We start from the raw sequence: 14499 nt of genomic DNA, 5'->3' as shown, positions 1-14499 counted from the left end.
TCGTGCCCGTCCGGGGCGCCGGGTGGGTCTGCCCGTTTCGGTGCGGTGCGCGGGGCATGACACGATGTGGCCATGTCCACCGCGCTGACCGCTCTTTGCCGTCATCCGATCGTGCAGGCACCGATGGCCGGCGGCGGTTCCGGTCCGGAGTTGGTCGCCGCCGTGGGGGAGGCCGGCGGGCTCGGTTTCCTCGCCGCCGGGCTCAAGACCGCCGACGGCATGTACCAGGAGATCAAGCGGCTGCGCGGGCTGACCGGCCGCCCCTTCGGCGTCAACCTCTTCCTCCCGCAGCCCGAACTCGCGAACACCGCCGCCGTCGAGGTCTACCGCGAGCAGCTCGCCGGTGAGGCCGCGTGGTACGAGACCGGGCTCGGCGAGGTCGATCCGTACGGCGGCTCGGACGACGGCTACGAGGCGAAGCTGGCGGTGCTGCGCGAGGACCCGGTGCCGGTGGTCTCCTTCCACTTCGGCTGCCCCTCGCCCGCGGTGCTCGCCTCGCTCGCCGCGGTCGGTACGTACACCGTCGTCACCGTCACCACGCCGGACGAGGCGCGGGCGGCTCAGGCGGCGGGCGCCGACGCGGTCTGTGCCCAGGGCGTCGAGGCGGGCGGCCACCAGGGCACCCACCGGGACGATCCGCACGCCGACGGCACCGGCGCCCCGCTCGGACTGCTGACGCTGCTCACGCAGGTCCGCGAGGCGGTGCGGCTGCCGGTGATCGCCGCCGGAGGGCTGATGCGCGGTGCGCAGATCGCCGCGGTGCTCGCCGCCGGCGCCGAGGCGGCCCAGCTGGGCACCGCCTTCCTCGCCACCCCCGAATCCGGCGCGCACCCGCTGCACAAGCGGGCGCTGACCGACCCGCTGTTCATCCGCACCGAGCTGACCCGCGCCTTCACCGGACGCCCGGCCCGGGGCCTGGTCAACCGCTTCCTGCGGGAGCACGGCCCGTACGCCCCGGCCGCCTATCCGGCGGTGAACCATCTGACCGCCGGGCTGCGGAAGGCGGCGGCGCGGGCGGGTGACGCCCAGGGCATGGCGCTGTGGGCCGGACAGGGGCACCGGCTGGCGCGGGAGCTGCCCGCCGGTGAACTGGTGGCACTGCTGGCGTCCGAACTGGACGCGGCACAGGGAGAGTTGAACGGTCGCAGGATGAGGGACGAGTCATGACGGCGCCGGTTTTCGTGGTGGATTCGCTGGCGGGCGCACGGCCCGGCGGCACGCTGGTGCTGGACGGCCCCGAGGGCCGGCACGCGGTGTCGGTGCGGCGGCTGCGGGCCGGTGAGGACGTGGTGCTGACCGACGGCGCCGGGACCGGTGCGTACGGCACGGTCGCGGCGGCCGAGGGCAAGGACCGGCTGACCGTCGCGGTGGCCGAGGTACGGACGGAGCCCGCGCCGCCGGTGCGGATCACCGTCGTCCAGGCGCTGCCCAAGGGCGACCGCGGTGAGCTGGCCGTGGAGACGATGACGGAGACCGGCGTCGACGCCGTCATCCCCTGGGCGGCGTCGCGGTGTGTCACCCAGTGGCGCGGTGAGCGGGCCGCGAAGTCGCTGGCGAAGTGGCGGGCGACGGCCCGGGAGGCCGGGAAGCAGTCGCGGCGGCTGACCTTCCCCGAGGTGGCCGAGGCGCACACCACCAAGCAGGTGGCCGAGGTGCTGGCGGCGGCCGATTTCGCGGCCGTGCTGCACGAGGAGGGCGCCACCCCGCTGGCCACCGCCCAGCTGCCCGCGTCCGGTTCGGTGGTGCTGGTCGTCGGCCCCGAGGGCGGGGTCGCGCCGGACGAGCTGGCCGCGTTCGCGGCGGCGGGCGCCGCGCCGTACCGCCTGGGCCCGTCGGTGCTGCGCACCTCCACGGCGGGTACCGCCGCGACGGCGCTGCTGCTGGGGCGTACCGGCCGCTGGAGCTGACGGGAGGCCGGGCCGGGCGCGCGGTGACCGGCGCCCGGACCGGCCGGGCCGTCAGGAGACCAGCTCGGCGTCGAGGGTGATGTTCTTGACGCCCTTCAGCGCCTGGCTGACCGGGCAGTTGGCCTTGGCGTCCTGCGCCGCCTCCTGGAAGTCCTCCTCCGACAGGCCCGGGACGCGCGCCCTGACGCTCAGCGCGATGGCGGTGATGCCCTCACCCGGCTGGAAGGTCACATCGGCCCGGGTGTCGATGTCCTCGACGGTGTAGCCCTGTCCGGACAGGCCGTGCGAGAAGGCCATGGAGTAGCAGGCCGAGTGGGCTGCGGCGATCAGCTCCTCCGGGCTGGTGACGCCGTTCGGCTGCTCGGCGCGGGCCGGCCAGTTGATGTCGTACGTGCCGACGTTGGAGGAGTTCAGGGCGACGGTGCCCTTGCCCTGGAGGAGGCTGCCCTCCCAGTGGGTGGCGGCGGTGCGGGTGGTGGCCATGGTGCGGTAACTCCCGGTCCGTTGACGAAAAGGGGGCTGTGCCCGGCCAGCTTAGAGGCCGGGACTTCACGGACCCGCCCTCGCGGCCGTGCCCCGGCGTGGTCGGCCCACCCGGCCGTACGGGGTGCCGGGCCGGTAGCATCCGAGGGCGTACGCAGGGTGCGTACGGCGTCCGCCGCGTACGCCGGGACGGGACGAGGGCGGCCATGGCGTGGCCCTCGTGCTCCGGCGGGTGGGGCGGCCGATGACCCGGGAGGAGCCCACCGGTGGCGGGAGAACCGCAGGCCGACTGCCTGTTCTGCAAGATCGTGGCGGGGGAGGTGCCGGCGACCATCGTCCGCGAGTCCGCGACCACCGTCGCCTTCCGCGACATCAACCCCCAGGCGCCGACCCACGTCCTGGTGATCCCCAAGGTCCACTACGCCAACGCGCGCGAGCTGGCCGCCGCGGAGCCGGCCATCGCCGCTGACGTGCTGCGTGAGGCGGGCGAGGTGGCCGCGGACGAGAAGGTCGACGCGACCGGCTTCCGCATCGTCTTCAACACCGGCCCCGGCGCCGGGCAGACGGTCTTCCACGCCCACGCCCATGTGCTCGGCGGCCGCGACCTCCAGCGCCTGGTCTGACGGGACGAGAGTGTCCGTACGCGAACTGGTCGTCCTCGGCACCGCCAGCCAGGTGCCGACCCGGCACCGTAACCACAACGGCTATCTGCTGCGCTGGGACGGCGAGGGCCTGCTGTTCGACCCCGGTGAGGGCACCCAGCGGCAGATGCTGCGCGCCGGGGTCGCCGCCCACGACCTCAACCGGCTCTGTGTCACCCACTTCCACGGCGACCACTCGCTGGGTCTCGCCGGGGTGATCCAGCGGATCAACCTCGACCGGGTGCCGCACCCGGTCACCGCCCACTACCCGGCGAGCGGGCAGCGCTTCTTCGACCGGCTGCGCTACTCCACCGCGTACCGCGAGACCGTACGCCTGGCGGAGGAGCCGGTCGCCGCGGACGGGGTGCTGGCCAAGACCCCGGCGTACACCCTGGAGGCGCGGCTGCTGTCGCATCCGGTCGAGTCGTTCGGCTACCGGCTGGTGGAGCCGGACGCCCGGCGGATGCTGCCGGACCGGCTCGCCGCCCACGGCATCGCCGGGCCCGACGTCGGCCGTCTCCAGCGCGCCGGGGAGCTGGGCGGGGTGCGGTTGGAGGAGGTGAGCGAGGTGCGGCGCGGGCAGCGGTTCGCGTTCGTCATGGACACCCGGCTGTGCGACGGCGTCCACGCGCTGGCCGACGGGGCGGACCTGCTGGTCATCGAGTCGACCTTCCTCGACGAGGACGTCCAGCTCGCCACCGAGCACGGCCATCTGACGGCCGGACAGGCGGCGGAGGTGGCGGCCGGCGCCGGGGTGCGGCACCTCGTGCTGACGCACTTCTCGCAGCGCTACTCCGACCCGGCCGTCTTCGAACGGCAGGCCCGGGACGCCGGGTTCACCGGTGAGCTGACCGTCGCCCGCGATCTGATGCGGGTGCCGGTGCCCAAGCGGCGCTGAGGGGCGGGGGTGACCGCCGCCGGTCACCCCCGCGCCGCTCACGGCAGGTAGTACATCGGGTTGGGCAGCTTGAACGTCCGGTCACCGAAGCCGCCGCGCAGATCGCTGTACTGGTCGCCGAAGTTGGCGACGATGCGGTAGCCCAGCGACTCGATGTGCTTGCGGGTGCCCGACTTGTACTCGACGGTGGTGCAGTCGGCGCCGCACGGCAGGTACGCCGGAGGGTTTTCCTTGTTCTTCAGGTAGACGTGGCCGCGGTCGAGCGGGACGTCGTAGCCGACGTTCTTGAGGTTGCGTACGCTCCACTCCCGCTGGGCCTCCTTGCGCCCGGTGAGGAAGAAGACCTCGGCGCCCTTGGAGTGCGCCCAGGTGACCAGGCGGTCCATGCCGAAGACCGGGTCCATGTCGGTCGAGGCGAGGTACGCGTCCTGGCTCTTCTCGGTGAAGTGGAAGCCCTCGCGCAGCTCGTAGTTGTACGTCAGCAGCGTGGTGTCGTCCATGTCGAGGACGATGGCGGGCTTGGCGTGGCCCTTGTCCGCGGTGGCGTCGTGACGGGCGAGCGCGCGGGTGAGGTAGGTGCGCGCCTTCTCCTCGATGGAGTGGACCTGGCGGGCGTAGTTGCTCTTCGGGGAGGCGTAGTGCTCGCCGTCGGCGGTGACGGTGTCGCCGTAGTACGCCTTGATCCGGTCCTGGACGAGGGTGAGGTTGGGGATCTCCTTGTCGCTGCGCGGCACCGAGTGCTCCGCGGTGGCCTGGCCGACGCCGAACACCGCGGTGCCGGCGACGAGCGCGGCGACCGTCGCGGCGCCGGCCTTGGCCCGGCGGGAGCGGAGGGCGGCCGGAACGCGGCGGGACAGGGAAGAGCGGGGCATGCGCGGCTCCTTCGGGAAGTGGTGGGGGTCCGCGCGGGGCCGCGCGGTTCCGGGCAGGTCACGCCCGGCCCAGGTAGATCTAACAGAGGCGCGGCGTGGGATCTACGCGCGAAGATTCAACGATTGGTAAAGAGGCGGGAGTTGCGGGCCGGTCGGCGGCGGTGCCGGGGCGCACCGCGGCAGGGTCGGGGCGTGCGCCGCGGCCGAACGGGGCGGGTGCCGGCGGGCGCGGGGGCGTGCGCCGCCCGACCCCGCGCCCCCGAGGCCCCGTTGACGCTCCGGCGCCGCCCTCCTAGCCTCCCTTCCGGTCCGTGGACGTTGTCCACATACGCGGACATACGTGGCGCCGTCGCCCGGCGGCGTCCCTCCGGAGACAGGAGTCCGTCCCTTGGCCGCCACCCGTGCTCACGACCTCACCGTCACCGAGGTCCGGCTCACCCCGGTCCTGGTCGCCGATCCGCCGCTGCTGAACACCCAGGGCGTCCACCAGCCGTACACGCCGCGCCTGATCGTCGAGGTGGTCACCGGTGGCGGCGTCACCGGCGTCGGCGAGACCTACGGCGACACCGCCTACCTCGCGCTGGCCCGGCCGCTCGCCGACGCCCTGCCCGGCCACCGGGTCACCGATCTGAACGCCCTGCCCGCGCTCGCCGCCCGCGTCTGCGGCGACTCCCCGGACGCCACCGGGCCCGCCGCCGTCGACGCCGCCGGTCTCCGCGGCGTCCGCACCGCCGACAAGCTCCGCCGCTCCGTCGTCTCCGCCGTCGAGGTGGCCTGCCTGGACGCATGGGGCAAGACGGCGGGGCTGCCCGTCCACGCACTCCTCGGCGGCAAGGTCCGCGACCGCGTCGACTACAGCGCCTACCTCTTCTACCGCTGGGCCGCGCACCCGCAGGGCCGTGGCGAGGCCGACGACTGGGGTGCGGCCCTCGACCCGGACGGCATCGTCGCCCAGGCCCGCCGCCTCGCGGACACCTACGGCTTCGGCTCCTTCAAGCTCAAGGGCGGCGTCTTCCCGCCGGACGAGGAGATCGCCGCCGTCCGCGCCCTCGCCGCCGCCTTCCCCGGCAAGCCGCTGCGGCTCGACCCCAACGGCGCCTGGTCCGTCGCCACCTCGCTCCGCGTCGCCGCCGCGCTCGGCGACACCCTGGAGTATCTGGAGGACCCCGCGTCCGGGACCGGCGCGATGGCCGAGATCGCCGCCGCGCTGCGCGCCGGGAGCGCCCCGCCGCTGCCGCTCGCCACCAACATGTGTGTGACGACGTTCGAGGAGATCCCCGAGGCGTTCACCCGGGGCGCCGTACAGGTCGTCCTCTCCGACCACCACTACTGGGGCGGACTCCGCGCCACCTGCGAACTCGCCGCGCTCTGCGCCACCTTCGGCGTCGGCCTGTCCATGCACTCCAACACCCACCTGGGCATCTCCCTCGCCGCGATGACCCACGCCGCCGCCGTCGTCCCCCGCCTCGACCACGCCTGCGACACCCACTACCCCTGGCAGACCGAGGACGTCCTCACCGAACGGCTCGCCTTCCACGGCGGCGCCCTGGAGGTGAGCGACGCACCGGGCCTCGGCGTCACCCTCGACCGCGACCGGCTCGCCGCCCTGCACCGCCGCTGGCAGGACGACGACGGCGCCCTCCGCTCCCGCGACGACGCCGCCGCCATGCGCCGCGCCGACCCCGGCTGGCGCGTCCCGGCCGTGCCCCGCTGGTGACGGGCGGCGGGCGCGGCGGCCCGCGCCCGTTCGCGTACGCCGGATCATGGATTGCGTCCCAGGTCCTGCGGACGGCCGCCCGCCCCGCGTACGGTGTGGCACGGCTCGGTGGCGGTACGCCACAGTGGTCCCGTACGTGATCTTTGAGAGGGGCTGTCCCATGGCACAGGAAGTGCGCGGCGTCATCGCGCCGGGGAAGAACGAACCGGTCCGGCTGGAGACCATCGTGGTGCCGGATCCCGGACCCGGCGAGGCCGTGGTGCAGATCCAGGCGTGCGGGGTGTGCCACACCGACCTGCACTACAAGCAGGGCGGCATCAACGACGACTTCCCGTTCCTGCTCGGCCACGAGGCCGCGGGCGTCGTGGAGTCCGTCGGCGAGGGCGTCACCGACGTGGCCCCCGGCGACTTCGTCGTCCTCAACTGGCGCGCGGTGTGCGGCCAGTGCCGGGCCTGCCTGCGCGGCCGTCCGCAGTACTGCTTCGACACCCACAACGCGCAGCAGAAGATGACCCTGAAGGACGGTACGGAGCTGACGCCCGCGCTGGGCATCGGCGCCTTCGCGGACAAGACGCTGGTCGCCTCCGGGCAGTGCACCAAGGTCGACCCGACCGTCTCGCCCGCCGTCGCCGGGCTGCTGGGCTGCGGGGTGATGGCCGGTATCGGCGCGGCCATCAACACCGGCAACGTCGGCCGCGGCGACACCGTCGCGGTCATCGGCTGCGGCGGTGTGGGCGACGCGGCGGTGGTCGGCGCCCGGCTGGCCGGCGCCGCGAAGATCATCGCGGTGGACGTCGACGACCGGAAGCTGGAGACCGCCCGCACCATGGGCGCCACCCACACCGTCAACTCCCGCACCACCGACCCCGTCGAGGCGATCCGCGAGCTGACCGGCGGCTTCGGCGCGGACGTCGTCATCGAGGCGGTCGGCCGCCCGGAGACCTACCAGCAGGCGTTCTACGCCCGCGACCTGGCTGGAACGGTCGTCCTCGTCGGCGTCCCCACCCCCGAGATGAAGCTGGAACTCCCGCTCCTCGACGTCTTCGGCCGCGGCGGCTCCCTCAAGTCCTCCTGGTACGGCGACTGCCTGCCGTCCCGCGACTTCCCGATGCTCGTCGACCTGCACCAGCAGGGCCGGATCGACCTGGGCGCCTTCGTCACCGAGACGATCGGCATCGACGGCGTCGAGCGGGCCTTCGAGCGGATGCACGCGGGCGACGTGCTGCGTTCGGTGGTGACCCTCTGATGGCCGCCCGCATCGACCACCTGGTCACCTCCGGCACCTTCTCCCTCGACGGCGGCACCTGGGACGTCGACAACAACGTCTGGATCGTCGGGGACGACGACGAGGCGATCGTCATCGACGCCGCCCACGACGCCGACGCGATCCTCACTGCACTCGGCGGCCGCACCCTGCGCGCCATCATCTGCACCCATGCGCACAACGACCACATCGACGCGGCCCCCGCCCTCGCGGCCCGCACCGGTGCGCTGATCCATCTCCACCCCGCCGACCTGCCGCTCTGGCAGCAGACCCATCCGGGCACCCCGCCCGACCGGGAGCTGTCCGACGGCCAGGTGCTGACCATCGCCGGGACGGACCTGACGGTGCTGCACACCCCGGGCCATGCCCCGGGCGCCGTCAGCCTGTACGCACCGGGGCTCGGCGCCGTCTTCACCGGCGACACCCTCTTCCAGGGCGGCCCCGGCGCCACCGGCCGATCGTTCTCCGACTTCCCGACGATCATCGACTCGATCCGCGACCGGCTGCTGACCCTGCCGCCGGAGACCGCCGTCCACACCGGCCACGGCGACGCCACGACCATCGGGGCCGAGGCACCGCACCTGGCGGAGTGGATCAAGCGCGGACACTGAGCCCGACACGGCCGGGCACCGGCCACACCGGACGACACCAGCCACAGCCAACCGGAACCCCTGCGACACGAGGAGGTGGTGGGGGGGGGGGGGGGGGGGGGGGGGGGGGGGGGGGGGGGGGGGGGTGTCCCCCCCCCCCCCCCCCCCCCCCCCCCCCCCCCCCCCCCCCCCCCCCCCCCCCCCCCACCGCACCCCCACCGGCCGGGAGAGAGGCTGGACGAGATCCGCCCCGGCGGCCGGCCCGGCCCGCCCCTCACCCCTCGGTGGCCGCCCGCTCCAGAATGCGGGCGGCCACCGCCGGGGAGTCCACCAGCGGATGGAGCGCCATCGCCCGCAGCGCCGCCTCGCGGTCCTTGCGGACGGCCGCCTCGACCGTCGCCCGCTCCACCGCCTTGAGCTGGAGCATCAGCCCCAGCTGATCGGCGCGCAGCGGCGCACACGGCAGCGGCACCGGGCCGTCCGCGCCCACCTCGCAGACCGTCTCCACGATCGCGTCCGGCGCCAGCTCCGGCACCGTCGTCCCGTTGCGCACATTGAGGATCAGCCGGCCACCGGCGCCGCCGTCCGCGCCGCCGGAGAGCGCCCGCATCAGCGCCAGCGCCACCCGGTCGTACCCGCCGCCCTCCAGGTCACAGGCGTCACGCTGCCAACCACCGCTCGCCTCCCGGCTCTCCGCCATGTACGTCTCCTCGCGCTCGCGCCGGGTGGACTCCCACAGCGCGTACGCCGCCTCCGGCCCGTCCGCCTCGGCCGCCCGCGCGAAGAACCCGCCCTGCTGCCCGTCGAGGAACTCCCCGCGCGTCTCGGCCGCTTCCCGCACCGACGCCAGCGTCTCCCGGCGGAAGTAGTAGTAGTGCAGATACTCGTTGGGCAGCGCGCCCAGCGCCGCCAGCCACTCGGCGCCGAACAGCCGCCCCTCCTCGAACGAGCCCAGCGCCGCCGGATCCGCCAGCAGCCCCGGCAGCAGCTCCCGCCCGTCCAGCGTCAACGACCGCAGCCAGCCGAGGTGGTTGAGCCCCGTGTAGTCGTACGCCACCCGGCCCGCCGCGAACGCCGCACCGTCCACGCCCGCGGCCCGCGCCGCCCGCCGCACCAGCCCCACCGGCGAATCGCAGATCCCGATGACCCGCTCGCCCAGCACCTCGGCCATCGCCTCCGTCACCATCCCCGCCGGATTGGTGAAGTTGATGACCCAGGCGTGCGGCGCCAGCTCCGCCACCCGCTCCGCGATCCGCAGCGCCACCGGGATCGTCCGCAGCCCGTAGAGCACCCCGCCCGCGCCCACCGTCTCCTGGCCCAGCACGCCCTCGGCCAGCGGGATCCGCTCGTCGCGCACCCGGCCGGCGGTGCCGCCCACCCGGATCGCGGAGAAGACGAAATCGGCGCCGGTCAACGCCTCGTCCAGGGTCGCCGCCCGCCGTACCCGCACCGGCGCCGGATGCCCCTGCGCCTGCCGCTCCAGGACGTCCCCGATCACCGCCAGCCGCCGCGGATCGGTGTCGTACAGGGTCAGTTCGTCGACCGCGCGCGCGGGATCGTCCAGGAGCGCGCGGTACACCAGCGGCACCCGGAATCCGCCGCCACCGAGAATCGTGAGCCTCATGGGCCGGAACGTACACCGGCATCAGGCACACTGTCGGCACCACCGGGACGGGGACGCACGCGAGGGAACCACCGCGACCGGACCGGCGGGAGAGAGGCGAGCACGGTGAGCGCAAGGCCGCGACCACAGCAACAGCCCGTACGGCGGGGCGCCCCGGCGCCGGTCCTCGACCCGCTCGCCCCCCTCCGCAGCGACGGCGACCCGGCCACCGACGTCTATCTGACCGGCACCGTCTTCCTCGACATCATCCTCACCGGCCTCGACTCCGCGCCGGTCCGCGGCACCGAGTCCTGGGCCCGCGGCATGGGCTCCAGCCCCGGCGGCGTCGCCAACATGGCCACCGCCCTCGCCCGCCTCGGCCTGCGCACCTCCCTCGCCGCCGCGTTCGGCGACGACATGTACGGCGAGTACTGCTGGGACGCGCTCAGCCACGGCGAGGGCATCGACCTCACCTACTCCCGCACCATCCCCGGCTGGCATTCCCCCGTCACCGTCTCCATGGCGTACGAGGGCGAGCGCACGATGGTCTCGCACGGCCACGAGGCGCCGCCGCCGGAGACCGCCTTCGACGGCGGCCACGCCCCCGGCTGCCCGCCGCCCTCCCGCGCCTGCGTCGCCTCGCTGGTGCCCGGCCGCCACGAGGGCTGGCTGGCCTGCGCCGCCGCCCGCGGCAGCCGGATCTTCGCCGACGTCGGCTGGGACGACACCGGCCGCTGGGACCCGGCCGACCTCGACGGGCTCGAACACTGCGAGGCGTTCCTGCCCAACGCCGAGGAGGCGATGCGCTACACCCGCACCTCCGACCCGCGCGCCGCGGCCCGCAAGCTCGCCGAGCGGGTGCCGCTCGCCGTCGTCACCATGGGCTCCGCGGGCGCCTGCGCCGTCGACGGCCGCACCGGCGAGAGCGCCGAGGTGCCCGCCATCGCCGTGGAGGCGCTGGACCCGACCGGCGCCGGGGACGTCTTCGTCGCGGGCTTCGTCACCGGCACCCTCGCCGCCTGGCCGCTCGCCGACCGGCTCGCCTTCGCCGGGCTGACCGCCGCCCTCTCCGTTCAGGAGTTCGGCGGCTCCCTCGCGGCGCCCGGCTGGGCCGAGATCGTCGGCTGGTGGCAGCAGGTCCGCGCCGGGGACGACCCGGCGGCCGACGCGCTCCGCGACCGCTACGCCTTCCTCGACGCCGTGCTGCCCGCACCGGGCCGTTGCACCCCGCCGGCCCGCGCCGTCCCCACGATCGGCTTCCGGCGCCCGGCGTAGCGGCCGGCCCGGGCCCACGGCGGGCGGGCGGAACCGGCCCGCCCGCCGCTTCGACCCTCGTAAAGCCTTTCGGTGTTGTCGGTGCCCCGTCGTACTCTGGAGACCGTAGGAGCTGAGCCGTACGGCCATACGCACCGCTCATCAGCTATCGGCAAAGGACAGGGGTTGAGCAGGCCACAGCGCCGACCCATGACGCAGACACCCAGGCACCAGCAGGCGAGCGCCCAGTTCACCGTCCCGGCCAAGCACCCCATGGTGACGGTCCTGGGATCCGGCGACGCGCTCCTCCGCGTGATCGAGAAGGCCTTCCCCGCAACCGACATCCACGTCCGCGGAAATGACGTCACCGCCGTCGGCGACGCCGAGGAAGTCGCCCTCGTCCAGCGCCTCTTCGACGAGATGATGCTGGTGCTCCGCACCGGCCAGCCGATGACCGAGGACGCGGTGGAACGCTCCATCGCGATGCTGCGTGTGAACGGCGCCGACGGCGCCGGCAGCGGCGAGACCCCGGCCGAGGTCCTGACCCAGAACATCCTCTCCAACCGCGGCCGCACCATCCGCCCCAAGACGCTCAACCAGAAGCGCTATGTCGACGCCATCGACAAGCACACCGTCGTCTTCGGCATCGGCCCCGCGGGTACCGGCAAGACCTACCTCGCCATGGCGAAGGCGGTCCAGGCGCTCCAGGCCAAGCAGGTCAACCGCATCATCCTGACCCGCCCCGCCGTCGAGGCCGGCGAACGCCTCGGCTTCCTGCCGGGCACCCTCTACGAGAAGATCGACCCGTATCTGCGGCCGCTCTACGACGCGCTCCACGACATGCTCGACCCCGACTCCATCCCGCGCCTGATGGCCGCCGGGACGATCGAGGTCGCGCCGCTCGCCTACATGCGCGGGCGGACGCTCAACGACGCGTTCATCATTCTCGACGAGGCGCAGAACACCAGCCCCGAGCAGATGAAGATGTTCCTCACCCGCCTCGGCTTCGACTCGAAGATCGTCATCACGGGTGACGTCACCCAGGTCGACCTGCCGGGCGGCACCAAGAGCGGGCTGCGCCAGGTCCAGGAGATCCTTCAGGGCGTCGACGACGTCCATTTCTCCCGCCTCACCAGCCAGGACGTCGTCCGCCACAAGCTCGTGGGCCGTATCGTCGACGCCTACGAGAAGTACGACAGCCGCAACGGCGGCTAGCCACCCCTGTGGTCCACCCCGCCGGCCGGCCGCTCACCCGCGGCCGGCCCGGCACCCACCAGAAGCGAGAAGTCACAGCCCCCATGTCGATCGACGTCAACAACGAGTCCGGCACGGACATCGACGAGCAGGCGATCCTCGACGTCGCCCGCTACGCCGTCGCCCGGATGCGCATCCACCCGCTCTCCGAGCTGTCCGTCATCGTCGTCGACGCGGAGGCGATGGAGCAGCTCCACATCCAGTGGATGGACCTCCCCGGCCCGACCGACGTGATGTCCTTCCCGATGGACGAGCTGCGCCCGCCGGCCAAGGACGAGGACGAGCCGCCGCAGGGCCTCCTCGGCGACATCGTGCTCTGCCCCGAGGTCGCCAAGAAGCAGGGCGAGGAGGCCCCGACCGGCCACTCCATGGACGAGGAACTCCAGCTCCTGACCGTCCACGGGGTGCTGCACCTCCTCGGCTACGACCACGAGGAGCCCGACGAGAAGGCCGAGATGTTCGGCCTCCAGGCGGCCATCATCGACGGCTGGCGCGCCGAGCGGGGGCTGACGGGTCCTTCCCCGGCCCCCACCGTGTCCTGACCGGGCGCCGCACATGACCACGCAACTCATCGCGGTGGCGGTGCTGCTCGTCGTGATCGCCTGGCTCGCCGCCTGCGCCGAGGCGGGCCTCGCCCGGACGACCAGCTTCCGCGCCGAGGAGGCGGTCCGCTCGGGCCGCCGCGGCAGCGAGCGGCTCGCCGCCGTCGCCGCCGACCCGACCCGTTACCTCAACGTCGCGCTGCTGGTCCGCGTCGGCTGCGAGATGGCCGCCGGGGTGCTCGTCACCTACGCCTGCCTGCGCTCCTTCGCGCAGACCTGGCAGGCGCTGACCGTCGCCATCGCCGTGATGGTGCTCGTCTCGTATGTCGCGGTCGGTGTCTCGCCGCGCACCATCGGCCGCCAGCACCCGCTGAACACCGCGACCGCCGCCGCCTACGTCCTGCTGCCGCTGGCCCGGATCATGGGCCCGGTCCCGCAGCTGCTGATCTGGCTGGGCAACGCGCTCACGCCGGGCAAGGGGTTCCGCAAGGGCCCGTTCGCCTCCGAGGCGGAGTTGCGGGCGATGGTCGACCTCGCGGAGAAGGAGTCGCTGATCGAGGACGAGGAGCGCCGCATGGTGCACTCCGTCTTCCAGCTCGGCGACACCCTGGTGCGGGAGGTGATGGTGCCGCGTACGGACCTGGTCTCCGTCGAGCGGTACAAGACCATCCGCCAGGCGCTCACGCTCGCGCTCCGCTCCGGTTTCTCCCGCATCCCGGTGACCGGCGAGAACGAGGACGACATCGTCGGCATCGTCTACCTCAAGGACCTCTCCCGCAAGGTCCATGTCAGCCGGGACGCGGAGACCGAGCTGGTCTCCTCCGCGATGCGCTCCGCCGTCTTCGTGCCCGATACGAAGAACGCCGGTGACCTGCTGCGGGAGATGCAGCGCGACCGCAATCACGTCGCGGTCGTCATCGACGAGTACGGCGGCACGGCCGGGATCGTCACCATCGAGGACATCCTGGAGGAGATCGTCGGCGAGATCACCGACGAGTACGACCGGGAGCTGCCGCCCGTCGAGGAGCTGGGCGGCGACCGCTACCGCGTCACCGCCCGCCTCGACATCGGCGATCTCGGCGAGCTGTACGGGCTCGCGGAGCTGGATGACGAGGATGTCGAAACGGTCGGCGGGCTGCTGGCCAAGCTGCTGGGGCGGGTTCCGATCGCCGGGGCCACGGCCGTTGTCGATCTCTCCGGCGAGGCCGCCGATCCGGGGCTTACGGGGTTGCGCCTCACTGCGGAGTCGCCGGCGGGGCGTCGGAACAAGATCGTCACGGTGTTGTGTGAGCCGGTTCGGGGGGTTGCGGGGGAGCGTGGGGGTGGCTCGGAGGGGTGAGCTGACGCCTGTGCCTGTGCCTGTGTGCCTGCGTCGGTGGTGGGTGCGGTGGTGGGGGGGGGGGGGGGGGGGGGGGGGGGGGGGGGGGGGGGGGGGGGGGGGGGGGGGGGGGGGGGGGGGGGGGGGGGGGGTACG

At 73.7% G+C, this 14499-nt stretch carries 14 protein-coding genes; 11 read left to right on the top strand and 3 right to left on the bottom strand.

The annotated features are described in order from the left end of the window. Positions 1-72: 72 nt before the first annotated feature. Together ACZ4U4_RS24650 and ACZ4U4_RS24645 are read left to right on the top strand one after the other, a co-directional pair. Positions 73-1167 (top strand): nitronate monooxygenase, encoded by a 1095-nt coding sequence (locus ACZ4U4_RS24650; RefSeq protein WP_467878168.1) that lies wholly within the window; start codon positions 73-75, stop codon positions 1165-1167. Further along, positions 1164-1907, top strand: coding sequence for a 16S rRNA (uracil(1498)-N(3))-methyltransferase (locus tag ACZ4U4_RS24645; protein ID WP_467878165.1), 744 nt, complete (start codon positions 1164-1166; stop codon positions 1905-1907). The genes ACZ4U4_RS24650 and ACZ4U4_RS24645 overlap by 4 nt, the downstream gene beginning before the upstream one ends. Positions 1908-1958: 51 nt before the next feature. Here ACZ4U4_RS24645 and ACZ4U4_RS24640 read toward each other — a convergent pair whose 3' ends face one another. Then, a complete protein-coding gene (locus tag ACZ4U4_RS24640; protein ID WP_467878163.1) occupies positions 1959-2390 on the bottom strand; it encodes an OsmC family protein in 432 nt (143 codons plus the stop codon). 266 nt (positions 2391-2656) lie between these two features. On the opposite strand from ACZ4U4_RS24640, the gene ACZ4U4_RS24635 reads away from it, so the two are divergent. Together ACZ4U4_RS24635 and ACZ4U4_RS24630 are read left to right on the top strand one after the other, a co-directional pair. Beyond that, positions 2657-3013, top strand: a complete 357-nt coding sequence (locus tag ACZ4U4_RS24635) for a histidine triad nucleotide-binding protein (RefSeq protein WP_467878160.1) — start codon at positions 2657-2659, stop codon at positions 3011-3013. A gap of 10 nt (positions 3014-3023) precedes the next feature. After that, entirely contained in the window at positions 3024-3929 is a 906-nt protein-coding gene (locus tag ACZ4U4_RS24630) for a ribonuclease Z (protein WP_467878158.1), read from the top strand. 38 nt (positions 3930-3967) lie between these two features. Here the strand turns inward: ACZ4U4_RS24630 and ACZ4U4_RS24625 are convergent, their stop codons facing one another. Further along, a complete protein-coding gene (locus tag ACZ4U4_RS24625; protein ID WP_467878156.1) occupies positions 3968-4801 on the bottom strand; it encodes an HAD family acid phosphatase in 834 nt (277 codons plus the stop codon). Between the two features lie 388 nt (positions 4802-5189). Here ACZ4U4_RS24625 and ACZ4U4_RS24620 point away from each other — a divergent pair, with 388 nt between their 5' ends. From ACZ4U4_RS24620 to ACZ4U4_RS24610, 3 genes are all read left to right on the top strand, one after another. Then, positions 5190-6518: an enolase C-terminal domain-like protein gene (locus ACZ4U4_RS24620; RefSeq protein WP_467878154.1), complete on the top strand. Its 1329-nt coding sequence runs from the start codon at positions 5190-5192 to the stop codon at positions 6516-6518. A gap of 160 nt (positions 6519-6678) precedes the next feature. After that, positions 6679-7764 carry an S-(hydroxymethyl)mycothiol dehydrogenase gene (locus ACZ4U4_RS24615; RefSeq protein ID WP_467878152.1) on the top strand — a complete coding sequence of 362 codons (1086 nt, stop codon included), beginning with the start codon at positions 6679-6681 and terminating at the stop codon, positions 7762-7764. After that, on the top strand, positions 7764-8393 hold the full coding sequence (locus tag ACZ4U4_RS24610) for an MBL fold metallo-hydrolase (RefSeq protein WP_467878150.1): 630 nt from the start codon (positions 7764-7766) through the stop codon (positions 8391-8393). The genes ACZ4U4_RS24615 and ACZ4U4_RS24610 overlap by 1 nt, the downstream gene beginning before the upstream one ends. A 253-nt stretch (positions 8394-8646) precedes the next feature. Here ACZ4U4_RS24610 and ACZ4U4_RS24605 read toward each other — a convergent pair whose 3' ends face one another. Beyond that, entirely contained in the window at positions 8647-9996 is a 1350-nt protein-coding gene (locus tag ACZ4U4_RS24605; protein WP_467878147.1) for a 6-phospho-beta-glucosidase, read from the bottom strand. A 105-nt stretch (positions 9997-10101) separates the two neighbouring features. Here ACZ4U4_RS24605 and ACZ4U4_RS24600 point away from each other — a divergent pair, with 105 nt between their 5' ends. The 4 genes from ACZ4U4_RS24600 (at position 10102) to ACZ4U4_RS24585 (ending at position 14364) form a co-directional block, all read left to right on the top strand. Beyond that, positions 10102-11250 (top strand): carbohydrate kinase family protein, encoded by a 1149-nt coding sequence (locus ACZ4U4_RS24600; protein WP_467878144.1) that lies wholly within the window; start codon positions 10102-10104, stop codon positions 11248-11250. Positions 11251-11439: 189 nt separating this feature from the next. Continuing rightward, complete coding sequence (locus ACZ4U4_RS24595; RefSeq protein ID WP_467878141.1) at positions 11440-12444, top strand: PhoH family protein; 1005 nt, start codon at positions 11440-11442, stop codon at positions 12442-12444. Between the two features lie 83 nt (positions 12445-12527). After that, a complete protein-coding gene (gene ybeY, locus ACZ4U4_RS24590) occupies positions 12528-13025 on the top strand; it encodes an rRNA maturation RNase YbeY (RefSeq protein WP_467878138.1) in 498 nt (165 codons plus the stop codon). A 13-nt stretch (positions 13026-13038) separates the two neighbouring features. Beyond that, positions 13039-14364 (top strand): hemolysin family protein, encoded by a 1326-nt coding sequence (locus ACZ4U4_RS24585; RefSeq protein WP_467878136.1) that lies wholly within the window; start codon positions 13039-13041, stop codon positions 14362-14364. Positions 14365-14499: the final 135 nt, after the last annotated feature.

Source organism: Streptomyces sp. NPDC029159, from assembly GCF_055564055.1.
The sequence above is the reverse complement of the archived record's forward strand: the minus strand, read 5'-3'. Positions and strand labels throughout refer to the sequence as shown.